General features: G+C 73.1%; 16 protein-coding genes, 2 tRNA genes and 1 pseudogene. 9 read left to right on the forward strand and 10 right to left on the reverse strand.

All coding sequences use genetic code 11. The annotated features are described in order from the left end of the window. The first annotated feature begins 55 nt into the window (after positions 1–55). Both AC6EH9_RS09890 and adhP read left to right on the forward strand, forming a co-directional pair. Positions 56–128 (forward strand) — tRNA-Asn (locus AC6EH9_RS09890). Between the two features lie 131 nt (positions 129–259). Then, entirely contained in the window at positions 260–1,276 is a 1,017-nt protein-coding gene (adhP, locus tag AC6EH9_RS09895; RefSeq protein WP_498422669.1) for an alcohol dehydrogenase AdhP, read from the forward strand. A 22-nt stretch (positions 1,277–1,298) separates the two neighbouring features. Here adhP and AC6EH9_RS09900 read toward each other — a convergent pair whose 3' ends face one another. Together AC6EH9_RS09900 and AC6EH9_RS09905 are read right to left on the reverse strand one after the other, a co-directional pair. Continuing rightward, positions 1,299–2,114, reverse strand: a complete 816-nt coding sequence (locus AC6EH9_RS09900; RefSeq protein WP_498422672.1) for an alpha/beta fold hydrolase — start codon at positions 2,112–2,114, stop codon at positions 1,299–1,301. Positions 2,115–2,200: 86 nt separating this feature from the next. Continuing rightward, positions 2,201–3,307, reverse strand: coding sequence for a matrixin family metalloprotease (locus tag AC6EH9_RS09905; protein WP_498422674.1), 1,107 nt, complete (start codon positions 3,305–3,307; stop codon positions 2,201–2,203). A 172-nt stretch (positions 3,308–3,479) separates the two neighbouring features. Between AC6EH9_RS09905 and AC6EH9_RS09910 the strand changes: the two genes are divergently transcribed. Next, positions 3,480–3,553 (forward strand) — tRNA-Ile (locus AC6EH9_RS09910). Positions 3,554–3,678: 125 nt separating this feature from the next. After that, positions 3,679–5,207 (forward strand): annotated as a pseudogene (locus tag AC6EH9_RS09915) (alpha/beta-hydrolase family protein). A 130-nt stretch (positions 5,208–5,337) separates the two neighbouring features. Here AC6EH9_RS09915 and AC6EH9_RS09920 read toward each other — a convergent pair. Then, the gene (locus AC6EH9_RS09920; protein WP_498422676.1) at positions 5,338–6,153 is read right to left on the reverse strand and encodes a DUF72 domain-containing protein; all 816 of its coding nucleotides are present in this window, start codon (positions 6,151–6,153) and stop codon (positions 5,338–5,340) included. Positions 6,154–6,263: 110 nt separating this feature from the next. On the opposite strand from AC6EH9_RS09920, the gene AC6EH9_RS09925 reads away from it, so the two are divergent. The 3 genes from AC6EH9_RS09925 to AC6EH9_RS09935 all read left to right on the forward strand — a co-directional run bounded on the left by AC6EH9_RS09925 (position 6,264) and on the right by AC6EH9_RS09935 (position 9,841). Next, a complete protein-coding gene (locus tag AC6EH9_RS09925; protein WP_498422678.1) occupies positions 6,264–7,325 on the forward strand; it encodes an NAD-dependent epimerase/dehydratase family protein in 1,062 nt (353 codons plus the stop codon). Positions 7,326–7,421: 96 nt separating this feature from the next. Then, positions 7,422–9,227 (forward strand): N-acyl-D-amino-acid deacylase family protein, encoded by a 1,806-nt coding sequence (locus AC6EH9_RS09930; protein WP_498422680.1) that lies wholly within the window; start codon positions 7,422–7,424, stop codon positions 9,225–9,227. 74 nt (positions 9,228–9,301) lie between these two features. Continuing rightward, entirely contained in the window at positions 9,302–9,841 is a 540-nt protein-coding gene (locus AC6EH9_RS09935; RefSeq protein ID WP_498422682.1) for a TetR/AcrR family transcriptional regulator, read from the forward strand. A gap of 13 nt (positions 9,842–9,854) precedes the next feature. Here the strand turns inward: AC6EH9_RS09935 and AC6EH9_RS09940 are convergent, their stop codons facing one another. From AC6EH9_RS09940 to AC6EH9_RS09970, 7 genes are all read right to left on the reverse strand, one after another. Then, entirely contained in the window at positions 9,855–11,057 is a 1,203-nt protein-coding gene (locus tag AC6EH9_RS09940) for a S1C family serine protease (RefSeq protein WP_498422684.1), read from the reverse strand. 93 nt (positions 11,058–11,150) lie between these two features. Further along, positions 11,151–14,408 carry a response regulator gene (locus AC6EH9_RS09945; protein ID WP_498422686.1) on the reverse strand — a complete coding sequence of 1,086 codons (3,258 nt, stop codon included), beginning with the start codon at positions 14,406–14,408 and terminating at the stop codon, positions 11,151–11,153. Between the two features lie 49 nt (positions 14,409–14,457). Next, positions 14,458–15,894: a serine/threonine-protein kinase gene (locus AC6EH9_RS09950; RefSeq protein WP_498422687.1), complete on the reverse strand. Its 1,437-nt coding sequence runs from the start codon at positions 15,892–15,894 to the stop codon at positions 14,458–14,460. A 144-nt stretch (positions 15,895–16,038) separates the two neighbouring features. Further along, positions 16,039–17,826: an IucA/IucC family protein gene (locus AC6EH9_RS09955; protein WP_498422688.1), complete on the reverse strand. Its 1,788-nt coding sequence runs from the start codon at positions 17,824–17,826 to the stop codon at positions 16,039–16,041. Continuing rightward, complete coding sequence (locus tag AC6EH9_RS09960; protein ID WP_498422690.1) at positions 17,823–18,368, reverse strand: GNAT family N-acetyltransferase; 546 nt, start codon at positions 18,366–18,368, stop codon at positions 17,823–17,825. Before AC6EH9_RS09960 ends, AC6EH9_RS09955 begins: the two co-directional genes overlap by 4 nt. After that, the gene (locus AC6EH9_RS09965; protein ID WP_498422692.1) at positions 18,365–19,666 is read right to left on the reverse strand and encodes a lysine N(6)-hydroxylase/L-ornithine N(5)-oxygenase family protein; all 1,302 of its coding nucleotides are present in this window, start codon (positions 19,664–19,666) and stop codon (positions 18,365–18,367) included. The genes AC6EH9_RS09960 and AC6EH9_RS09965 overlap by 4 nt, the downstream gene beginning before the upstream one ends. Next, positions 19,666–21,096 (reverse strand): pyridoxal phosphate-dependent decarboxylase family protein, encoded by a 1,431-nt coding sequence (locus AC6EH9_RS09970; RefSeq protein WP_498422694.1) that lies wholly within the window; start codon positions 21,094–21,096, stop codon positions 19,666–19,668. Before AC6EH9_RS09970 ends, AC6EH9_RS09965 begins: the two co-directional genes overlap by 1 nt. Positions 21,097–21,342: 246 nt before the next feature. Between AC6EH9_RS09970 and tyrS the strand changes: the two genes are divergently transcribed. Together tyrS and AC6EH9_RS09980 are read left to right on the forward strand one after the other, a co-directional pair. Beyond that, the gene (tyrS, locus tag AC6EH9_RS09975) at positions 21,343–22,611 is read left to right on the forward strand and encodes a tyrosine--tRNA ligase (protein ID WP_498422696.1); all 1,269 of its coding nucleotides are present in this window, start codon (positions 21,343–21,345) and stop codon (positions 22,609–22,611) included. A gap of 9 nt (positions 22,612–22,620) precedes the next feature. Beyond that, positions 22,621–23,655, forward strand: a complete 1,035-nt coding sequence (locus AC6EH9_RS09980; RefSeq protein ID WP_498422699.1) for an alpha-hydroxy acid oxidase — start codon at positions 22,621–22,623, stop codon at positions 23,653–23,655. Positions 23,656–23,912 lie beyond the last annotated feature (257 nt).

Genomic DNA, 23,912 nt, shown 5'->3' on the forward strand with positions numbered 1-23,912 from the left:
CACCCGATTTCGCATGCACCCAGGCACTTGCTAGGGTTTCCCCGCTGCCTAGCGGTCCCCTGTAGCTCAACTGGCAGAGCATTCGGCTGTTAACCGGAGGGTTGTTGGTTCGAGTCCAACCGGGGGAGCAAGTGAAGGGCCTCTGACCTGGAGATACAGGTCGGAGGCCCTTTTCTCGTCCGGGGTGGTCTCCTGCCGTCGACGGGGTCGGGGACGGGCCACCCTGGCCAGATCCAGTGATCTGCCTCACTGTGGAGACATGAAGGCTGCCGTCGTCACCAGTTTCACCGAGCCGCTCACCCTCGCCGACAGGCCCGTGCCGGAGCCCGGCCCGGGCCAGGCCCTGGTGCGCATCGAGGCCTGCGGGCTGTGCCACACCGACATCCACGCCGCGAAGGGGGAGTGGCCGGTCAAGCCGAGCCCGCCCTTCGTGCCCGGCCACGAGGGCGTCGGGATCGTCGAGGCCCTGGGCGTGGGGGCGGACGCGGTGGCCGTCGGCGACCGGGTCGCGATCCCGTGGCTGGGCTACGCGTGCGGGCACTGCGACTACTGCGTCTCGGGCCGCGAGACGCTCTGCCTGGAGCAGCGCAACACCGGGTTCTCCGTGGACGGGGGCTTCGCGCAGTACGCCGTAGCGGAGGCGGCCTACGTGGTGCGCGTGCCGGACGGGGTGAGCCCGATCGACGCGGCGCCGCTGACCTGCGCGGGCGTCACCACCTACAAGGCGATCAAGGTGGCGCGCATCGAGCCCACCGAGCGGGTCGCGGTGTTCGGGATCGGCGGTCTGGGCCACCTCGCCATCCAGTACGCCCGGCTGGTCGGCGGCATCGTGATCGCCGTCGACGTGGACGACCAGAAGCTCCAGCTCGCCACCGAGCTGGGCGCCGACCACGTGGTGAACGCGCGCGCCGTCGATCCGGTCGCGGCCATCGAGGCGCTGGGGGGCGCCGACGTCGCGGTCGTGCTGGCCACCGCGCCCTCGGTGTTCGAGCAGGCCTTCGCCTCGCTGCGACGCGGGGGCCGGCTGGTGTGCGTGGGGCTGCCCGCGGAGGACGAGGGCCCGATGGCCCTCCCGATCTTCCCCACCGTCCTCGGCGGGATCAGCGTCATCGGCTCCATCGTCGGGACCCGGCAGGACCTGGCGGAGGTGTTCGAGCTGCACGCCCACGGGCGCACCCGGGTGATCGCGGAGCCGCGCGAGCTCGAGGACGTCAACGGCGCCATCGACGAGGTGCTCTCCGGGCGTGCGCGGGCCCGCCTGGTCTTCACGCTCTGAGGCGCTCCGCGCCCCGGCCGGGTCAGCCCAGACGCGCCCAGAACCGCCGTACCTGCTCCGCGAGGGCCTCCGGCTGCTCCAGCGGGATCAGCGTGCGGGCGGCGTGGACGGTCACCGCCTCGGCGCCCGGCGCGAGAGTGGCCGCGTGCTGGGCCTCCTGCGGGCCCCAGTCGCCGCGATCGTCGGAGGCCACGAACAGGCTGGGCGCCACGAAGCCCGGCAGCTGCGCGGTGACGTCGCGGCGGTTGAGGATGAAGGAGCGTACGGCGAGCGCCAGGCTGCGGCGCGTCGGCCGCGCGAGCGAGTCGAGGACGACCTGACGGATCGGCTCCTGGGCCGCGGAGGCCTCGGTGAGCAGAGCCGAGAGGATGCTGCTGCGCACCAGGGCGACCGGTCCCGCCGCCCTGAGCAGCGGCAGCAGCAGGTGGATCTGCCGGCGCAGCGAGGCGGGCAGTGCCTCCGGGGGCGAGCTCACCGCGACCAGGCTGCGCAGCACGCCGGGGCGCACCGCGAGCTCGAACCCGACGTGTCCGCCGAAGGCGTTGCCCACCCAGTCCACCGGCTCGTCGATGTCCAGGCCCCCGAGCAGGTCCAGGGCGGCGTCGGCGGCGCCCGGGATGTCACTGGGACGGGTCAGCGCCTCGCTCAGCCCCAGTCCCGGCGGGTCGACGAGCAGGTAGCGACGCTCCGGGCCCAGCAGCCCGACGAGCCGGTCCCAGGTGTGGCTGTCGGCGAACATCGAGGGCCACAGCACGATCGGCCTCCCGGTGCCGATCGTGCGCACCTGCAGCCGGCCGAGCCGGGTGGGCACGAAGACGGTGGACGAGCTGGGCTCCATGTCGGCTCCTGCCTGTGGTGCGCCGCGCACACGACAGGCTCAGCCTGGCCTCGGCGCCGGGAAAGCGCCATCCCGGCCGGCGGAGGTCAGCGCCGGCTGTCGGCGATGCAGCCCTGCTCGGCGCCGATGGCCTTCATCCCGGCCAGGTCCCCGGCACCGAAGCGGTGGTTCTGTGCGGTGAGGTACGGCGCCATCAGCTGCACGCCCGACCGCGCGTGGCCCAGCCCCATCACGTGCAGGAGCTCGTGCACCATCACCTGGCCCCAGGTGGGCGAGCCCTGGCTGGCGAAGCCCTGGGCGAGGTCGTTGCTCTGGCCCGAGTCCAGCAGGACCGCCCCGGTCAGGAACTCCCCGGCACCCGGGCCGGTGCGCTTGCCGCTCGCGGAGGCCCAGCCGACCACCCCGCCCTCGAGGTGGCGGCTCTGCGCGGCGGTCGCCCAGGAGACGACCACGTCGGCGTCCTGGGGTCGGTCCGCGTCGGCGAACGGGACATGGGGGGTCGTGCCCAGGTACTCGAAGTCCAGGCCCGTGTGCAGGCTGATCCGCTCGAGCGCCTCGTCGAGGTGGGAGAGCGCCCGCGGGTATCCCCGATGGGCGTTGTAGCGCCAGGTGATCGGCTGGCACGGATCCCATCGCCAGCCCGGCCCGATGACCCGGGTGAAGTCCCTCGGGTCGCCCAACTCGCTCAGGCCCGTGGTCGGGCTCGCCGCTGCCACGATCTGGATCCGGACGGGCGCGCTGTCGCGGCTGACGCCCCTGGTGAGAGCGCGCACCCGCAGCGTCACGGTCTGGGTGAGCGGGTAGCCCGCGACGCTGAACCGGTAGTGCCCCTGGGCATCGGTCTGCCGCTTCTGCTTGACGACCCAGCGGTTGCCGCTGAGCTGCAGGAGCCGGACCGTCGCGGGCCGCGGGTGCCGGCCCCCGGCCAGCTTGACGTTGCCTCCCACGACGAACCCCGCCCCGGGGCGCACCCGCGCCGGGGCCGCGGCGTACACCGACAGCCGGCGGCGGTCGACCCGGAGTCCGTGGTCGAGCAGGTGCTCGGCCCGCAGCGCCGGGCGGGCCTCGGACGGCTCCGCGGCGCGCGCCGGCCGCTCGGCGAGGCCGGCCATGCTCAGCGCGGCGAGGAGGACTGCGAGGAGTGCTGCGAGCGCCGCCGTGTACCGGCGAGCGCCCGGAAAGGGGGTCGACACGTGGGGATCTCCTGAGGTCAGGATCCGGCCCCACCAGGCGGGGGACCAGACGGGCAGTTCCTTCTGTCCGTCTGCTGCATCGGCTGCTGGCGAGGGAACCTGAGTCCCGCGCAGGAGCGAGTCGGCCGACCGGTAGGCTCCGGGCGCGGAGCTGGCAGCCCCAGCTCCGTGCGGGGCGGTAGCTCAGTCGGTTAGAGCAGAGGACTCATAATCCTTGGGTCGTGGGTTCGAGCCCCACCCGCCCCACAGGTCCACCGGACGTCGGGTGAGGGCCGCCAGGAAGGTTGCCGAGGCCCCCCTGCGCGGGTCTAGGGTGCTGAGCGCCGACACGCTCGCGTGAGCGACCACCTCTCGGAGGTGACATCACCTTGATGATCCGCCGGCTCGGCTGTCCGCTGTCCGCGGCCCTGGGGGCCACCGCCGGGGCGTGGCTGGCGCTGACTCCCTCCCTGCTGCCGCGCGGCGCCCTCTACCAGGGAGTGGTCGTCGCCCTCTCGGCGTGGCTGGGCTACGGGGTGGGCGGGCTGCTGGGGTGGATGGCGCGGTGCTGTGGCCTGGACCTGCCGGACCGGGTACGCCGCGCGGCCTGGATCGGCTACGGCGTCGTCGCGGTGCTCGGCAGCGTGCTGATGCTGTGGTGGTTCCACCAGTGGGAGAACGAGCTTCGCGACCTGATCGGGATGGAGCCGATCGATCTCGTCGAGGTGGTGGCGACGGTCGTCGTCGCCGTCACGCTCTTCGTCGTCCTGGTCGCGCTCTCGCGGCTGGTGCGGGCCCTGGGCCGGTGGGTCGCGCACCTCGCCGGCCGGGTGCTGCCCGCACCGGTCGCCGGGGTGCTCGGCGTCCTGGCCGCCGTGGTGCTGGGCTACACCGTGCTGGTCGACGTCGCCACCGGGCGGGTGCTGGCCTCGCTGGACGCCGCCTCGGTGGCGGTGAACGACGAGTTCCGCACCGACCGGCGGCCCCCGGACACGCCGTACGTGTCGGCGGGGCCGCGTTCGCAGGTGAGCTGGGACCGGCTGGGGCGGCAGGGCCGGATCTTCATCGACAACCGCCCCACGGCCGAGGAGATCGGGCTCTTCAGCGGGCGGCGCGCGACGGAGCCGGTGCGGGCCTACGTCGGCATCGGCACCGACGGCGAGATCGACCTGCGCGAGGAGGCCCGGGCCGCCGCCGACGAGCTGGTGCGCCTCGGCGGCCTCGACCGGGCCGTGGTCAACGTGGTCACCGGGACCGGCCGGGGGTGGGTCAACGAGCACCAGGCCCAGGCCCTGGAGTACATGTGGAACGGCGACACCGCCACGGTGAGCATGCAGTACTCCTACCTGCCCAGCCCGTTGTCGTTCCTGCTCGACAGCGGGCGGGCCGAGGACGCCGGGCGGCTGCTGTTCGACGCCGTCTACGCCCGCCTGCTCGAGCGGCCGGAGGGGGACCGGCCACGCCTGGTGGTCAGCGGCGAGAGCCTGGGCAGCCTCGGCGGGGAGGCCGCCTTCAGCGGCGAGCAGGACATGGCGAACCGCATCGACGGCGCCCTGTTCGTCGGGCCCACCAGCAACAACCGGCTGTGGAGCCGGTTCACCGACGAGCGCGACCCGGCCACCACCGAGGTCGAGCCGGTCTACGACGGCGGCAGCATCGTGAGGTTCTCCGGCGACCCGACTGGCTGGAGGAGCCGCGCGGCGAGGGGGTCTCGCCCGACATCCGCTGGATCCCCGTGGTGACCATGCTGCAGCTCGCCGCGGACCAGCTGATGGCCAACCAGGTCCCGATCGGCCAGGGGCACCGGTTCGGGCGCGAGCCGGTCTGGGCGTGGGCCGCGATCCTGCCGCCCGCGGGCTGGACGCAGACGGACACCGAGCGCCTCGCCGAGCTCACCCCGGAGGGGGTGGCGGAGGACTGAGCCGGCCCTCAGATCCGCTGCGAGGGGTGCCGCGACAGGAGGAGACCCCGGCCAACCCGTCCACGGGGGGACGAAAAACGGGCCGTCCGGGGCCTCTGTCTCCATTGTGCCACCGTCCGCATAGCCCGGCTCAGCCCAGGCGCCGCGCCAGCGCGAGGGCGTCGTGCGGGGCGAACCCCTTCGCGTCGTTGTCGAAGTAGACGTAGACGTCGCGGCCCGCCTCGGCCCAGTCGCGACAGCGCTGCGCCCACCGGTCCAGCGCCTCGGCGCTGTAGCCGCTGGTGTACAGCTCGGTGTCCCCGTGCAGGCGCACGTAGGTGAAGTCGCTGCTGGGCACGTCCGGCATCGGGAACCGGCCGGCGGTGTCGGCGACCACGCAGGCGATGTCGTGCTCGTGCATCAGCGCGAACGCCTCCTCGGTGCAGAACGACTCGCTGCGGAACTCCAGCGCGTGCCGGATCGGCTGGTCGCTCTCGGCGCTCGTCCACGCCCGGTCCTCGGGGAGCTTGGCGTCGTGGCCACGCGCCAGGGCGGCCGCCTGGTACGTCGTGCGGGGCAGCTGGGCGAAGAACGCCCCGACCCGCTCCGCGTCGAAGGGGAGGTTGGCCGGCAGCTGCCACAGCACCGGGCCCAGCTTGGGACCCAGCGCGAGCACGCCGGAGGCGAAGAAGTTGGCCAGCGCCGTCTCGACCCCGCGCAGCTTCAGCATGTGGGTGATGTAGCGACCGCCCTTGACCGCGAAGACGAAGTCGTCGGGGGTCTGCTCGCGCCACGACACGTACGACGAGGCGCGCTGCAGCGAGTAGAACGACCCGTTGATCTCGATCGAGCTCATCCGCTCGGCGGCGTAGGCCAGCTCCCGGCGCTGGACGAGGCCGGGGGGATAGAAGTCGCCGCGCCACCCGGCGTAGGTCCACCCCGAGATGCCGACACGGATTCGCCCCATGCCCACCGACCCTAGACGGCCCGCCGGCACGGCGGCGCGGCGTGTGAAGTGGCGCCGCGCGGGCACCGGGGGCGGGTCCGACCCTCCCATCGGCTCGCAGGGGGCTTCTCGTGCGCATCGCGATCACCGGCGCCAGCGGCAACATCGGCTCGGCCCTGCTCCGCCGGCTCACCGCCGACGGCCACGACATCGTCGGCGTGGTCCGGCGCCTGCCGGATGCCGGTCCGCCGTTCGACCGCGTGGACTGGATCAGTGCCGACCTCACCGAGGACTCCTGTGCCACGCCCCTGCACGACGCGTTCAGCGGGGCCGACGCCGTCGTCCACCTGGCCTGGGGCTTCCAGCCCTCGCACGACCTGGACCACCTCGGGGAGCTCGGGGTCGGCGGCACCCGTCGCGTCCTCGACGTGGTGGCGGACGTGGGCGTCGGGCACCTGGTGCACATGTCCTCGATCGGGGCGTACTCGCCCAAGGTCGACGACGAGCCGGTCGACGAGTCGTGGCCGACCGACGGCGTCCCGACCTCGCCGTACAGCCGACACAAGGCGGCCGCCGAGCGTCTCCTCGACGCCCACGAGCGGGCGCACCCGGACCGCGTCGTGACCCGGATCCGGCCCGGCATCGTGGGGCAGCGCAGCGCCGGCAGCGCGCTGCTGCGCTACGGCCTGCCGGCCGCGCTCCCGGCCCGGGTCCTCGACGTGCTGCCCGTGCTCCCGCTGGATCGCCGCCTCGCCGTGCCGATGGTGCACGCCGACGATGTCGCCGACGCCTACGCGCGCGTGCTCGAGGCGAGGGCGCCGGGCGCCTTCAACCTGGCCGCCGGGGTGCTCCGGCCGCCCGACATCGGCCGGGTGCTGGGCGCCCGTCCCGTCCACCTCCCCGCACCGGTGCTGCGGGCGGGGGCCTCGGCCGCCTGGCATGCGCGGCTGCAGCAGGTCGACCCGGGCTGGGTGGATCTGGCCTTCTCGGTCCCGCTGCTCGACTGTGGTCGCGCCGCTCGGGAGCTCGGCTGGCGACCGACCCGGGACGCGGTCGAGGTGCTGGAGGAGACGGTGGCCGGGATGCGGGCCACCGAGGCCGACGACACCCCCGTGCTGCGCCGCCGCACCGTGCGCTCCGAGCTCACCCAGGTGCTGCGCGACGGCGTGGTCAGCCGCCGACGCCGTTCGTGACCCGGCCGGCGGCGGCACGGAAAGCGGTCTGCTCCACATAGCGAGAGCGCGCTCGCCATGTTAGGTTCGCCGGACCTAGTGAGGAAGGTCACAACCATGAGCGCATTCGACCTGGTGGTCCGCGGCGGCACCTACTACGACGGGCACGGTGCCCCCGGCGTGGTGGCGGACGTCGGCGTCCGCGACGGCCGGGTCGTGGCGGTGAGCCCCGACCCGCTGCCGATCGGGCCCGAGACCGAGGTCGTCGAGGCCGCCGGTCGCTGGGTGATGCCGGGCTTCGTCGACGCGCACACCCACTACGACGCCGAGGTGCAGGTCGCTCCGGGCCTCAACGAGTCCGTGCGCCACGGCGTCACCTCGGTGCTGGTCGGCAACTGCTCGATCTCCTCGGTCTACTCCAGTCCGCTCGACATCGCCGACCTGTTCAGCCGGGTCGAGGCGCTGCCGCGGGCCCACGTGCTGGCGGCGCTGGAGGAGACCAAGACCTGGTCGACGCCGCAGGAGTGGGTGGACGCGATCGAGGCGATGCCGCTGGGGCCGAACATCGCCTCGTTCCTGGGCCACTCCGACGCCCGGGCCAGCGTGATGGGGCTGGGGCGGGCCACCGACCCCGACGAGCGGGCCACGCCCGAGGAGATGGCCGAGATCGAGCGCCGCATCGAGGAGGCCCTGGACGCGGGCTTCCTGGGGGTCTCCACGATGACCAACCCCTGGGACAAGCTCGACGGCGACCGCTACCGCTCGCGCCAGCTGCCCTCGACGTACGCCACCTGGAAGGAGTTCCGCCGGGTCAGCAAGGTGCTGCGCCGCCGGGGCCGGGTGCTGCAGGGGGTGCCCAACCTCAACAAGAAGTACGACGTCGCGTTCTACGCGAGCACCTCGATGGGCCGCCTGCGCAAGCCGCTGCGGGTCTCGCTGCTCTCGGCCGCCGACACCAAGGCCGAGCCCTGGGTGCACCGCATCTTCGCGCCGGTGGCCCTGATCGCCAACAAGATCGGCGGCGGCCGGTTCACCTGGCAGCACCTGCCCACCACCTTCCGGGTCTGGGCCGACGGCATCGACCTGGTCGTCTTCGAGGAGTTCGGCACCGGTCGCGAGGCGCTGCACCTGCGTGACGAGGTGGAGCGCAACGGCCTGCTCGCCGACGAGGACTACCGGCGCCGCTTCCGCAAGGACTTCGACAAGAAGTTCTCGCCCCGGGTGTGGCACCGCGACTTCGACGACGCCGAGATCACCGAGTGCCCCGACACCACGCTGGTCGGCCGCAGGATCGGCGCCGTCGCCCGTGAGCGCGGACTGCACCCGGTGGACTGCTACCTCGACCTCGTCGTGGAGTACGGCACCAAGCTGCGCTGGAAGACCGACATCGCCAACACCCGCCGCGAGGTGGCCGACAAGCTCGTCACCACCCCGGGCGTCAGCATCGGCTTCTCCGACGCCGGAGCGCACCTGCGCAACATGGCGTTCTACAACTTCGGGATCTGCCTGCTGCGCCGCGTCCACGAGGCCCAGCAGAGCGCGAAGCCGTTCCTCTCCGTCGAGCAGGCGGTGCACAAGCTGACCGGCGAGCTCGCGGAGTTCTACCTCCTCGACGCCGGCGGCATCCGCGTCGGGGACCGGGCCGACATCGTGGTGGTGGACCCCGCGGGCCTCGACGCGCGCGTGGACGAGTACCACGAGGCCACGATCGAGGAGTTCGGCAACCTGAGCCGCATCGTCAACCGCAACGACGCGGCGCTCACCGCCACCGTGGTCGGCGGCACGCTCGTCTACCGCGACGGCGAGTTCGTCGAGGGCTACGGCCGCACGCTCGGCACCGGCCGGTTCCTGCGCGCCGAGGAGCCGCGTGGCACGGTCACCCCGGTCCGTCGGCTGCGCCCGACCGAGGCGGTGGCGCCGTAGCCACGACGACGAGCCCGCGCCGTACCCAGGCGCAGCGGCGCGCGTCCACGATCGCCACGCTGGTCGGGGCGACCGTGGACGCGCTCAGCGAGGTCGGCTACGCCCGGACCACCACCGCGGAGATCAGCCGGCGCACCGGCGTCTCCCAGGGTGGCCTGTTCCGCCACTTCCCGACCCGGCCGGCACTGATCGTCGCGGCCGCCGAGGAGGTGCGCGCCCGCCAGCTCGACGGGTTCCGCGAGGGGCTCGCCCAGCTGAGCGCGGCGACGGTGCCCGAGTGCCTGCGGCTGCTGCGGGTGGCCTGTCGGGCGCCGGTCAACGCGGCCTGGTACGAGCTGCTCGTCGCCGCCCGCACCGACCCCGAGCTGCGCGCCGAGCTGGCGCCGATGGTCGCGCGCTACCACCAGGAGATCGTGGAGCTCGGCCGCTCGCTGCCGATCGCGCGGCAGATCCCCGAGCCGGAGGTCGAGAGCATGCTGATGGGGATCGTGCACCAGCTCGACGGGGAGGCGCTCAGCGCCGTGCTGTGCCCGCATCCCGAGCAGGAGGACCGCCGGCTCGAGCACCTGCTGCGCATCCTCGCCGGACGCCCGGCCTGGGACGCCCCCGGCTGAGGGGGCGCCCCGCTCAGGAGCCGGACGTGTCCGCGTCGCTGTCGAGCGTGATCTCGACGCTGCGCGGCTCGTCGTCGCGGACCACCGTCACGGTGACCTCGTCCCCGGGCCGCTCACCGCGGATGAACGCGATCAGGCTCTCGGCGTCGGTGACCACGAAGTCGTCGACCTTGGTGATCACGTCACCGGCGCGCAGGCCGGCCCGGGCGGCGGCGGAGCCGTCCTCGACGCGCTGCACGCCCGCCCCGCTGACCAGTCCGTCCTCGCTGACCACGTCGCGCACCGAGACCCCGATCCGCGCGTGGGTGGCCGGGTCGCCGGCCAGGAGCTGCTCCACGATCGGCCACACCTTGCTGATCGGGATGGCGAAGCCCAGCCCGATCGAGCCGCTCTCGGACTCGCCGTACGCCGACGAGGACGCGGTGCGGATGGAGGAGTTGATGCCGACCACCTCGCCGGCCATGTTCACCAGCGGCCCGCCGGAGTTGCCCGGGTTGATCGCCGCGTCGGTCTGGATGGCGGGATAGATGGTGTCGACGCCCTGCGTGCTCTGCCCGACGCTCACCGGGCGGTCCAGGGCGCTGACGATGCCGCTGGTCACCGTGGCGGCCAGACCGAACGGCGAGCCGATCGCGACCACCTCCTCGCCGACGTCGACGTGGTCGCCGGTGGCGATCGTGGCCGGGGTGAGGTCGGAGACCCCCTCGGCGGAGATCACCGCGAGGTCGGTCACCGGGTCGGTGCCGACGATGCGCGCGGGCGCCGAGGTCCCGTCGTTGAAGCTGACCGTGATGCGTCCGCGCTCTGCACCGGCGACCACGTGGTCGTTGGTGAGGATCTTGCCGTCGTCGCTGATCACGACGCCCGAGCCGGAGCCCGAGCCCCGTAGGCCCACCACCTTGATCTGGACGACGGAGGGCAGCACCGCATCGGCCACCTGCTGCACCGAGCCCTCGTCGGCGGGAAGGTCCTCGCCGGCGACCACGCTCGTGCCGACGGGCTCGGGGTCCTCGCCGCCGTCGGTCATCCCGATCGCCGTGGCCGCGCCGATCCCGGCGCTGAGCAGGCTGAGGCCGAGCACCCCGGCGCCGAGCAGCACCCGCGCCCGCCGGGGCCGGCGGGGCGTCGGCGGCTGCGATGTCGGCGGCGTCGGCGGCGTCGGGGGCGTCGGGGGCGTCGGCGTGGGGGACGTCGGCGGCATGGCGAAGTCACTCATGGCGTCGACATTGTCGGGGGACTCTGAGAGCCCGATGAGACAGCGGTGTGACCCGTCGAAGAGTCGCGCGGGCGCTCACCGCCGGGTCGGGGCTCAGGCGTCGGCGTCCGCCTGCTGGTAGCTGCGCTGGTAGCCGAGCAGCTGCTCGCGGCCCCGCTCCAGCTCGGCCTCGAGGACGTCGAGCATGGCGCAGGCACCGGCGGTGGAGCCGGAGTCGCCCAGCGTCTCCAGCTCCAGCGCGGCCGCCCCGACCGCCGGCATCCCGAGGTTCAGGGCGCTGCCGCGCAGCTTGTGCGCCGCCTGCCGCATGTCCTCGGCGTCCTCGGCGGCCACCGCGGTGCGCAGCGTGCTCAGCGCCGCGTCGGAGTTCTTGACGAAGTTCGCGATCGCCCGGTCGAGGTAGGCGGTGTTGCCGGGATCGATGTCGCGCAGCATGTTCAACCGGGACAGGTCGAGTCCGGACGGCACGGGTTGCTCCTCGGGTTCTTCGCTTCGACGGGGCTCGGCGGGGGTCTCGGGGGCCCCGTCCGCCTCCGCCGTGGCGGGGGCAGCGGCCGGATCCCCGGAGATCCAGAGGTCCAGCATGGCACCCAGCGCCGCCGGGTCGACCGGCTTGGTCAGGAAGTCGTCCATCCCCGCGTCGAGGCAGCGCTCGCGCTCGCCCTCGATCGCCGCGGCGGTCATCGCCAGCACCGGGGTCCGCGGGCCCTGAGCCTCGGCCTCGCGCTCGCGGATCCGGCGGGTGGCGGTGTAGCCGTCCATCCGCGGCATCTGCACGTCCATGAGCACCGCGTCGTAGCTCGCCGCGGCGACCGCGTCGAGGGCCTCCAGCCCGTCGGAGGCGGTGTCGCTGACGTAGCCCAGCGCCTCCAGGAAGCCGGCCGCGACCAGCTGGTTGACGGGGTTGTCCTCGACCACGAGGATCCGGCGGCGGGGGCCGTGGCTGGCCACCGGCTGCTCCGGGGCGTCCTGGGGCACTCCGCCGCCGAGCTCACGCATCAGCGTGCCGCGCAGCGACGAGGCCAGCACGGGCTTGGTCAGGCAGGCGGAGATGCCGCTGGTGCGCAGCCGGGCCTGGTCGGGCGGGGTGGAGGAGGTGAGCATGATGAGCCGGACCGCGTCGTTGGCCGGGTCGCGGCGTACGGCGTCGGCCAGGTCCAGCCCGTCCTGGTCGGGCATCGCCATGTCCAGCAGCACGGCGCGGAAGGGCTGGCCGCTCGCGCGTGCCTCGTCCAGCGCGAGCAGCGCGTCCTGGGCCGTCGCCACGCTCAGCGTGCCGACCTCCCACCAGGACAGCTGCTCGCACAGGATCATCCGGTTGTGCGAGTTGTCGTCGACGACGAGCATCCGCAGGCCGCTCAGCGCGGAGCGCGCCCGGTCGTCGAGCGGGTCCGACTGCGAGCCGGTGGGCTCCGCGAAGTGCGCGGTGAACCAGAAGGTGCTGCCCTCTCCGGGACGGCTCTCGACCCCGATCTCACCGCCCAGCGCCTCCACGATCTCGCGCGCGATGGCCAGGCCGAGGCCGGTTCCGCCGAAGCGGCGGGTGGTGGAGACGTCCGCCTGGGAGAAGGGGTCGAAGATCTGCTCGCGCTGCTCGTCCTCGATGCCGATGCCGGTGTCGCTGACCTCCACCCGCAGCAGGTGGCCGCCGTCGGGGGCGGCCACTGCGGTGGCGCGGATCAGCACCTCGCCCGCGGCGGTGAACTTGACCGCGTTGGAGCCCAGGTTGGTCAGCACCTGGGCCAACCTGGTCGGGTCTCCGGCCAGCACCTCCGGTACGTCGGGGTGGCAGGCCACCATCAGCTCCAGGCCCTTGGACCGCGCGCTCTGCGCGAGCAGGCTGGCCACCTGGTCGAAGACCGCGCGCACGTCGAAGTCGAGGTGCTCCAGCTCGAGTCGACCGGCCTCGATCTTGGAGAAGTCGAGGATGTCGTTGATGACGGCGAGCAGGGCCCGGCTCGCCACCTGGACCCCCGAGACCAGCCGCTGCTGGTGCTCGTCGAGGCGGGTGCGGGTGAGGAGGTCGTTGAGCCCGATCACGCCGTTGAGCGGGGTTCGGATCTCGTGGCTCATCGTGGCCAGGAAGTCCGACTTCTGCCGCGACGCCTCCATCGCCTGGTCGCGGGCCGCGGCGAGCTCGCGGGCGGCGTGGTCGCGCTCGGCGACCCGGGCCAGCTGGATGGCGACCTCCTCCACCATCCCCTGGACCATCGCGCGGCGGTACAGCGGGGGAGAGGAGGTGATCGCGACGAGTGCGACGACCTGTTCGCCCAGCAGCACCGGGAAGGCGATCGTGAGCTTGGCGTCGTCCCACACCACGCCGCGCTCGTGCAGGGCGCAGCGGGCCGCACGCCGTTCGATCGCGGCCTTGGCCGGCTCCTGGGCGTCGGCGAGGCGGTCGGCCTCGTGCAGGTAGAGAGGGACGACGTCGTCTCCGTCGGCCGTGGGCACGAACGCCCGGCCCCGCTCCCAGTCGTCGTGCAGCATCACCAGGGTCTGGGCGTTGCCGAGGACCTCCTCCAGGTCGGCCGCCTCGTTGGCGGCGGCGGCGACCGCCTGCATCAGCGCGTTCTGCCGGACCATGTCCTCCAGTGCGCCCTGGGCCTCCTTGAACTCGGTGATGTCCTGGTGGGTGCCCGACATGTACGCCGGGCGCCCGGAGGCGTCGTGGGTGACCTCGGCCCGGCTGCGGGTCCACACCCAGCCCGACGAGCCGCGCAGCCGTGCCTCGAAGGCGAGCTCGACACCCTCCTCCAGCGACCGGGCCACCGCGGCCTCGACGACGGGGCGGTCCTGGGGGTGCACCCGGTCGAGGAACTGGCGCAGCGTGTTGCGGCCGTCGGCAGTGGTGGTGCTCGGCAGCGCGCGCACACCGTTCGAGCCGCGCACCACGTCGCGCGCGATGTCCCACTCCCAGCTCCCGACCCGGGCGATGCGCTGGGCCTCGGCGAGCTGCCGGCTGGTGGCGCTCAGCTCCTCGAACAGCCGGCGGCGCTCGCCGTACTCGCTGAGCCGCAGCAGGGTGCCCACCAGCTCCCCGGTGGAGTCGTAGAGCGGGTTCTCCCGGACCAGCACCCACACGACGGTGCCGTCGTGGCGCCTGAGGCGGCACTCCACGTCGGCCCCGCTCGCCCGAGCGGAGCTCCGCTCGGTTCCGTGCGAGGCGAGCTGGTCAGGGCCCTCGGAGTCCAGGACGTCGAGCGCCGAGACCGTGACCGGGTCGCCCTCGGGGATGCCGAGGAGCGTCGCGACCTGCGTGTTGGCATACCGAGTACGGCCCTCCAGGTCCACGACCCAGATGCCGTCCGGTGACGCCTCGACGATGTCGCGGTACAACTCCGCGAGCTCCATGGTTACCTCCGCGCACAGACTATGCGAGCCGGCGCGAGTGCGGGCCAGGTCAGCTGAGCTCCTGGGCGATCAGGTACTCGCCGTCCTGGTAGACCAGCTGCAGCGTCACCTGATCGCTGGTGCGCTCGCCGTTCTTCTTCGTGTAGTCCACGGAGTAGTTCACCGTCATCGCCTCGGGGTCGGCGCTGGCCTGGGTCACTCGGGCCGACGCGATCGTGCTCCAGAAGCCGCTGTAGGAGCCGAAGCCGCGACTGCGGCCCTGGAACTCCGGGGTGAGCCACCGCCAGGTCGTCTTCGGGTCCGAGGTCACCGTGGCGAGGTAGTCGGCGACGAAGCTCTCCATCTCCTCGGCCTCGGGGCCCTCGGGGGTCGGCGGCGCGGTGTCGCTGGGCGTCGGGGTGGGGGTGCTCTTCTGGGAGGGGGACGCCGACGAGGTCGCCGGGGCGTCGGCTCGGGCCCGCTCGCCGTCCGGGGCCCCGTCGTCGCTGCTCAGCGCGAGCCACCCGACGACGGCGACGATGGCCAGCACCGCGACCGCGGCGAGCGGGACCAGCCAGGGGCGTCGTCGTCGGGACGGGTCGGGCGCCAGAGCGGGCGCCGGAGCAGACACGGGAGTAGGCGCAGGAGCGGGCGCGGGCTCCTCGCGGACGATCGGCTGGAGGGCGGTGCGCGCGTCCGCCGCGACCGGGACGTCCTGCCGGGCGCAGGCCTCGGCGAGGAACTCCTTGACCTGGGCCATCGACCAGCGGCGCTCCGGGTCGTGGGCCATCGTCGCCTCGAGCAGCGGGGCGAGCGGCCCGGCGTCGTCGAGGCGGGGCGGCTCCTCGTTCACGATCCGGTACAGGGCGCCCATCAGGTTGCCGGTCACGTCGTAGGGCGGGTGGCCGGCGAGGGCGTGGAAGCAGGTGGCACCCAGCGACCAGACGTCGCTGGCGTCGTTGGCCACCTGCCCCCTGGCCACCTCGGGCGCGAGGTAGGCGGGGGAGCCGGTGACCAGACCGGTCTGGGTGAGCGAGGCGTCCGCCTCCGCGCGGGCGATGCCGAAGTCGGTGAGCTTCACCTGGCCCTGCTGGGTGACCAGGATGTTCGAGGGCTTGACGTCGCGGTGCACGATGCCCGCGGCGTGCGCGGCGGCCAGGGCGTCGGCCGCCTGCAGCAGCAGCGGCGCGGCATCCTCGGGGGAGAGGGGACCCTCGCGCCGGACCAGCTCGGCGAGGGTCACGTTCTCCACGTACTCCATCACCAGCCACTGCTGGTCGTCGTGGGTGACGAGGTCGAAGACGGCCACCACGTGCGGGTGGTTCAGCATCGCCGCCAGGCGGGCCTCACGGGCGGCGCGCTCCAGGTCGGCCGTCTCGGTCCCCGGCGCCATCCCGATCCGCTTGAGCGCGACCGCGCGGCCGAGCACCTCGTCCCGTGCCAGCCAGACTGCGCCCATCCCGCCGCGCCCGACCTCGCGCTCGAGGGTGTACCTGCCTGCGATCAACGTGTTCGAACCTTCCGCGGGGAATCGGGCGTGCGGCAGCCCCCTCGCTGAGGATGCCGACTCCCTGTGTACCCCCCGAGCGTGCGCGGCACACACCCGGCGGGGCCGGTCGGCCCCGCCGGTGTGCGTGCGGCGAGACGAGGCTCACTGTGCCAGGGGGTTCTCCAACGGCCCGGCCAGGGCCAGCGCGCTCGACGGGTCGCCGAGGTCCACCATCTGCTGGTTGTTGCGCAGCTGGAGCCGGTTCATGCACATCCGCGGGATCCGGGCGGCGAACAGGTCGTGGCCGGCGAAGCGCGCGGCGAGCTCGGGGTGCGACGCCTGGTAGCGGCGCGCGCAGGCGGCCGCCTCCGCCCAGAAATCGTCGGCGCCCAGCACCCCGGCCTCGTCCAGCAGGCCGGCGAGGAACCGCAGGAAGCAGTCCATCACGTCCGAGAAGATGGCCAGCAGCTGCTGCTCCTCAGGCAGGTCGGCGGCGATGCGGCGCACGTCCTCGGGGAGCTCGTCGTGAGGGTGCGCGGCGGTGGCGAAGAGCCCGACCTCCTCGCCGATGTCCTTCATCACCACGCGCACCGGCACGTGGTCGCGCAGCACCAGGATCAGGTTCTCGCCGTGCGGCATGAAGACCAGCCCGTGCGCGTAGAAGCAGTGCAGCACCGGGACCAGGTACGCCTCGAGGTAGCGCCCCACCCAGTCGGCCGCGCTCAGGCCGGAGGCGCGCACCAGCTCCGCGACGTACGGGGTGCCGGCGGCGTCGACGTGCAGCAGCGAGGCCATCGTGGCCAGCCGCTCCTGGTCCTCGATGCGGTCCAGCGGGCTCTCGCGCCACAGCGCGGAGAGCATCTTGGTGTACGGCGAGGGGCCGGTGCGCCGGGCCACCTCCTCGTAGACGGGGTGCCGGTAGCCGATCGCGGCGACCTCGCGCAGCACCGAGAACCCGTGCCGGGCCAGCTCCTCGTCGTCGCGCACCAGTGCGTCCACCCAGCTGTTGATGGCCGGCGTGACCGCCATGTAGGCCGGCGACAGGCCGCGCATGAAGCCCATGTTGAGCACCGAGAGCGACGTCTTCACGTAGTGCCGCTCGGGACGGTCGGTGTTGAAGAAGGTGCGCACCGACTGCTGCGGCTGGTAGGCGTCGGCCCCGGTCCCCAGGTGCACGATCTCGTGGGCGGCGACCTGCGGGGCGAAGGTGACCGCGATCTTCATCCGCCACTGCCAGGGATGGCACGGCACGAGCAGGTAGTCGTCCGGGTCCAGCCCGAGGTCGCGCAGCCGCTTCTCGAAGCCGTCGAGCTCCTCGGGGGCGAGCTCGCCGGCCAGCAGCGCCCGCTGGTCCTCCAGGCCGGCCACACCGGCGTAGGTGGCGAGGTCGGCGCGGACCGCCAGCCACTCCAACCGCAGCCGGGCGCCGGTCTCGGGGGTGTAGGCGTGGTAGTCGTCGACGCCGAAGCCGATCCGGCCGTTGTTGGCCACGAAGCAGGGGTGGCCCTCGCTCATCGCCGCCTCCACCTGCTGGAAGTCGGCCTCCAGCAGGTCGGCCGACGTCGGCGCCTCGGGACGCAGCTTCCAGGCGCGCCCGGCCAGCGTGGAGGCGATCTCCTCCAGGTAGGTCGGCAGGACCGTCTCGCTCAGGCCCAGGGACTCCTGCAGGTCGAGCACGAAGCGCTGGGCGTCGACCGGGGTGTCGCGCCCGTCCGCGACGCGGCGCACGGACTCGGCGTCGACGATCCAGTGGTCCAGCGGCAGCCGGCGCGCCCGGTAGCGCCACTGGGCCGAGCCGTCGTCCGCGGCGACCTGCCAGCCTCCGTCGCCGTCCGGCTGGGGTTGCAGCAGCTCCTCGTGGGCGAGCTCGGCCAGGGCCTTGGCCACCTGGGCGCGGTGTGCGGCGGCCATCCGCTCCGGGGTCAGGTGCCGGGTGTCGGGGGTCGTCATCGGGTCCTCCTGTGGAACGCCTCGCGGGTGCAGAAGCTGAGCAGTGCCTGCTTGTCCGACAGCGTGATCACGCGCTCGACGAGGAAGCCCATCGCCGCGTTCAGGGCGTGGACGCGCTCGTTCTCGGCGTCCGGCTCGACGACCACGCGACGTACCGCCGGGTCGGCGAAGCACTCCTGCAGCACCGCCTCGATCACCGCCCGGGTGAAGCCGTGGACCGGTCCGGCAGGGCCCGGCGGAGCCACCAGGAAGTGCATCCCCAGGTCACCGGCGCACAGCGGCGCGTGCTGGGCCAGCTCGTGGTGGGCGGGGTCGTAGGTCTCCATCAGGAAGACGGGCTCACCGTCGAGCAGACCGATCCGGGCGTCGTGGTGCGGGTTCGCCGCGATCGCCGCGTACTCGCGCCGGACGTCGTCGCGGCTGGCACCCTGCATCCCCCAGAACACCGAGCGCTCGTGGGTCACCCAGCCGTGCAGCAGCGCCAGGTCGTCGTCGAGGCGCAGCGGGCGGGTGCGGAAGGTGGTCACGGTGGTCGCGGTCATCGCACGAGCTCCTTGCTGCTCGGGGCGGGCACGCCGAACTCCTGGAAGGCGACGCGTCGCTCGACCGGGTAGGGCTCGTGTCCGAGCATCCGAGCCAGGATCACCGAGTTGCGCCAGGCGCCCATGCCCAGGTCGGGGGCGACGAGCCCGTGGGTGTGCAGCTCGGCGTTCTGCACGAACACGCCGGCGCCGGTGGTGTCGATGGCGAAGTCGGGGCTCGCCAGCGGGCGGCCGCGCTCGTCGAGGTGGAGCCGGTCGCGCACCGGGGCCAGGAAGTCCGGCAGCCGGCCGGAGTAGCCGGTCGCGAGCACCAGCGCCTCGGTGTCGAGCCGGTAGTCCTCCTCCAGCTCGGTGTGGTGCACGTGCAGCCGGTGCCGGACCCCGTCGTGCTCCACGGCGGTCACCTCGGCGGCGGTCAGCAGCTGCGGGGCGACCGCGTCGGTGAGGCTGCGCCGGTACAGCTGCTCGTGCAGCTGGTCGACGAGCTCGCCGCTGATGCCCTTGTAGAGCCCCGCCTGGGAGCGCAGCAGCCCGGCGCGCCGCTCGGGCGGCAGCGACTGGAAGTGCCGGCTGTACTCCGGCGACGTCAGCTCCAAGGTGAGCTTGGTGTACTCCAACGGGAAGAAGCGCGGGCTGCGGGTGACCCAGCGCAGCTGCTGGGTGCGCGGGGCGTGGGCGAGCAGGTCGCTGACGATCTCCGCGGCGCTCTGCCCGCTGCCCACGACCGTGACGTCGTCGCGGGCCAGCAGGTCCTCGCGGGCGTCGAGGTACCCGGCACTGTGGGTGACCGGGCCGGCGAGGTCGCGCAGCGCGTCCGGGACGTACGGCGTGGTGCCCACGCCCAGCACGATCCGCCGCCCGTGGTGCACGTGCTCGCTGCCGTCGCGGGGGTCGGTGCTGCGCACGGTGTAGCAGCCGGCCCCCTCATCGAAGGTGACCGCGACCACCTGGCGGTGGAACGTGATCGAGCGCAGCCGGGAGACCGCCCAGCGGCAGTAGTCGTCGTACTCGCGGCGCATCGGGAAGAAGGACTCCCGCACGTAGAACGGGTAGAGCCGGCCCTTCTCCTTGAGGTAGTTGAGGAAGGAGAACGGGGAGGTGGGGTCGGCCATCGTGACCAGGTCGGCCAGGAACGGCACCTGCAGGGTGGCGTCGTCGAGCATCATCCCGGGGTGCCAGCGGAACTCGCCGCGGGCCTCGAGGAAGACGCCGTCGAGGTCCGGCAGCGGCTCGGCCAGGCAGGCGAGGCCGAGGTTGAACGGCCCGAGGCCGACGGCGACGAAGTCGTGGACGTGCATCAGGCGACACCTTCCTCACGGGCGGCCAGGCAGGCCCGGGCGTGCCCGCGCACCAGATCGAGGACGTGGTCGACGTCGCCGAGGGTGGTGGCCGGGTTGAGCAGGGTCAGCTTGAGCCAGGTCCGGCCCTCGAGCTCGGTGCGCGCCACCGCCCCCAGGCCGCTGCGGAAGAGCAGGTCGCGGGCGGTCTTGTTGACCTCGTCGAGGACGCGGGTGTCGACCCCGGACTCCTCGAAGCGGAACAGCACCGTGCTCAGGTCGGTGTCGGTGAGCACCGCGAAGTCGGGGTCTCCGCAGAGTCCCTCGCGCACGTCCGCGGCCAGGTCGATCACGGTGTCGAAGAGCTCGCCCAGCCGGTCCGGTCCGAGCACCCGCAGCGTCATCCAGAGCTTCAGGGCGTCGAAGCGCCGGGTGGTCTGCAGGCTCTTGTCGACCTGGTTGGGGATCTCCTCGAGCACGTCGCGCTGCGGGTTGAGGTACGCCGCGTGGTGGGTCACGTGGCGCAGCGTCGCCACGTCGGCCACGATCAGCGCGCTGGACGCGACCGGCTGGAAGAACGTCTTGTGGAAGTCGACGGTCACCGAGTCGGCCCGCTCGATGCCGGTCAGCAGGTGCCGGCGCCGGCGCGAGGCCAGCAGCCCTCCGCCGTAGGCGGCGTCGACGTGCAGCCAGACGTCGTGGCGCCGGCAGGCGCGGGCGATCGAGGGCAGCGGGTCGATGCAGCCCAGGTCGGTGGTGCCGGCGGTGGCGACCACCGCCATCGGGTGCAGCCCCTCGGCGCGCAGCGCGACCAGCACGGCGTCCAGGTCCGCGGCGTCCATCCGGCCGACCGCGTCGGTGGTGACCGGCACGACGGCGTCCTCGCCCAGCCCCAGCACCATCGCCGACTTGCGGCTGCTGAAGTGGGCGTGCCCGGTCGTCACGATGCGCAGCGCGGACAGCTCGGCCCCGGCGGCGAGCGCCTCGCCGCGGGCCAGCAGCAGCGCCTGCATGTTCGACTGGGTGCCGCCGCTGGTGAAGACGCCGTCCGCGCGGGGGCCCAGGCCGATCCGCTGGGCGGTCCAGTCGACCAGGCGCCGCTCGATGTGGGTGGCGGGACCGCTCTGGTCCCAGGTGTCCATCGAGGAGTTGACCGCGCTGGCGATCACGTCGGCCACCACCGCCGGGATCGCGACGGGGCAGTTCAGGTGTGCCTGGTAGTGCGGGTGGTGGAAGTAGACCGCGTGGTCGAGGTAGACCTCGCGCACCTCCGCCAGGGCCGCGGCGGTGTCGCGCAGCGGGGTGTCGAGATCGATCGCGGCGACGTCGCGACGGCCCGCGTCGGGGGTGGTGCCCGAGAACGGTCGGGTGACCGAGGCGAAGGTGTCGGTGACCAGGGTCCGGGCCAGGTCGAGCTGCTCGGCGAGGGCCTCGGCCGAGGTGGCGTCCACGAGCGCCGGGACGGGACGTCTGTCGTCGCGTCCCTGCGACGCGTGGTGCCTGCGGGTCGTGACAGGGGATGGGGGGAGTGCCGAGCTCACGTAGTCCTCCGAGATTGGTTAGGTTAGGCAAACCTAACCAGACCCGAGGTGGGGTATGTCAACCGTCTCGCCGCGTGCGTCGCGGCCGATCCCGGGGGCCCGTGGGCAGTGGGGCAGACTGGGTCCCGACCGCTTGTCCGACCGGAAGGAAAGCCCGTGACCGCCCAGAATGTCCTCGACGAGCTCGAGTGGCGTGGCCTGATCGCCCACTCGACCGACCGCGACGCGCTCCGCGCGGCGCTGGCCGAGGGCAGCGTGCGGTACTACGTGGGCTTCGACCCCACTGCCCCGAGCCTGCACATGGGCAACCTGGTGCAGATCCTCACCGCCAAGCGGCTCCAGGACGCCGGGCACACGCCGTACGCCCTGGTCGGCGGCGCCACCGGGATGATCGGCGACCCGCGCGACTCCGGGGAGCGGACGCTCAACTCGCCGGAGACGGTGGCCGACTGGGTGGCCCGGGTGCGCTCCCAGATCGAGCCGTTCCTGGCCTTCGAGGGCGAGAACGCCGCGACCATGGTCAACAACCTCGACTGGACCGCGCCGCTGTCGACGATCGACTTCCTGCGCGACATCGGCAAGCACTTCCCGGTCAACCGGATGCTGGCGCGCGACGTGGTGAAGAGCCGTCTCGAGGCCGGGATCAGCTACACCGAGTTCAGCTACATCCTGCTGCAGTCGATGGACTTCCTGCAGCTCTACCGCGACCACGGTGTGACGCTGCAGTTCGGCGGCTCCGACCAGTGGGGCAACCTCACCGGCGGCGTCGAGCTGATCCGTCGCTCCGAGGGCGGCAAGGCCCACGCCTTCGCCACCCCGCTGATCACCAAGACCGACGGCACGAAGTACGGCAAGACCGAGGGTGGAGCCCTGTGGCTCGACCCCGAGATGATGTCTCCCTACGCCTTCTACCAGTTCTGGCTCAACGTCGAGGACGAGAAGGTCGGTGAGCTGCTGCGCATCTTCACCTTCTTCTCCCGCGAGGAGATCGAGGAGCTCGACCGGCAGACCGCGGAGAAGCCGTTCCTGCGTGCGGGGCAGAAGGCCCTGGCCGAGCACGTCACCACCCTGGTGCACGGCGCCGAGGAGACCGAGCGGATCAAGGCCGCCTCCGCGGCGCTCTTCGGCGGCGGCGACCTCGCCGCACTGAGCCCCGCCACGCTCGGCGCCGCACTGCGCGAGGCCGGCGCCGTCCGCCTGGACGGCGCCGAGGCGCTGCCCAACGTGGTGGAGCTGCTCGTGGCCACCGGCCTGTCCAAGAGCAAGGGCGACGCTCGCCGTACCGTCTCCGAGGGAGGCGCCTACGTGAACAACGTCCGGGTCAGCGACCCCGAGCACGTGCCCGCCCGCGCGGACCTGCTGGGCGGCACCTGGCTGGTCCTGCGTCGCGGCAAGCGCAACCTGGCCGGCGTCGAGATCGGCTGAGGAGGCGGCGTGAGCGGGTGGCCCGAGTCCCTGGAGGCCCGAGCGCAGTCCGTGCTCGCGCCCGAGGTCTTCGAGTACGTCGCACAGGGGGCGCGCGAGGGCGTCACCACCCAGGAGGCCGCACCCGCCTGGCGCCAGGTGCGCCTGCACCCGCGGGTGCTGCGCGACGTGACCAGCGTCGACCTCACCGTGAGCCTGCTCGGCCACGACCTGGCCGTGCCGTGGGGCGTGGCGCCGACGACGTTCCAGCGGGCGGTGCACCCCGACGGCGAGCTGGCGATGGCGCGCGCCTGCGCGGCCGCCGGCTCGCCGATGGTCGTGTCCAGCAACGCCGGCACCTCCTTCGCGGCGATCGGCGAGACCGGGGTGCACTGGTGGCTGCAGGCCTACCTGCCCGCGGACCGGACGCTGGCCAAGCCGCTGCTGGCGCGCGCCGTGGCGGCGGGCGCGCAGGCCGTGGTGCTCACCGTGGACACCCCCGTCGTCGGCACCAAGTACCAGCGTGGTGAGACCAGCGTGTGGGAGAGCGTCGACGCCGGCCTGCTGCGAGTGAACTTCGACGCCGGCTACGACGAGCAGCCAGGCTCGGAGAAGGCGCCCGACCTCGGCCCCCACGACATCGGCTGGGTGGCCGCCCTCACCGGCCTGCCCGTCGTGGTCAAGGGAGTGCTCCGCCCCGACGACGCGGTGCGCTGCGTCCAGGCGGGCGCGGCCGCGGTCTGGGTCTCCAACCACGGAGGGCGCCAGCTGGACCGGACGGTCTCGACCGCGGCTGCGCTGCCCGCGGTCGTGGACGCCCTCGGCGACACCGCGCAGGTGTACGTCGACGGGGGAGTGCGCACCGGCCTGGACGTGGTGACCGCGTGTGCCCTGGGCGCCCGGGCGGTGTTCCTGGGGCGCCCCGCCCTCTACGCGCTGGTCGACGGGGAGGGCGGGGTCGCCGCCTGGCACGCGGAGCTCGCTCGGCAGACGACGGAGGCCCTGAGGCTGTCCGGCAGCCGAAGCGTGGCCGACGCACGAGGACTGGCCGACCCGGGCCTCTGACCTGCGAAGACGGGACGCTGGCCCGCTTCAAACCTGACTGTGCCCGGCGTCACGTGGCCCCGAGTTGCCCACCAGGTCGGGCCCGGTCTAATGTTCTGTCTGTCGCCGAGAGCGGCGGGGAGCAAGGCCCTGAAGAGGGTGCGGGCTCCCGGCTCTCAGGTCGGCCCCTTTCGCTGTGTCTCCGGTTTGACCGGGTGGTGCGGATCGGGTAAGTTTCTGCAGGTTGCCCCGGCGCCTGATCGTCACCTGATGGTGGT

Source organism: Nocardioides sp. Z21_20, assembly GCF_059766585.1.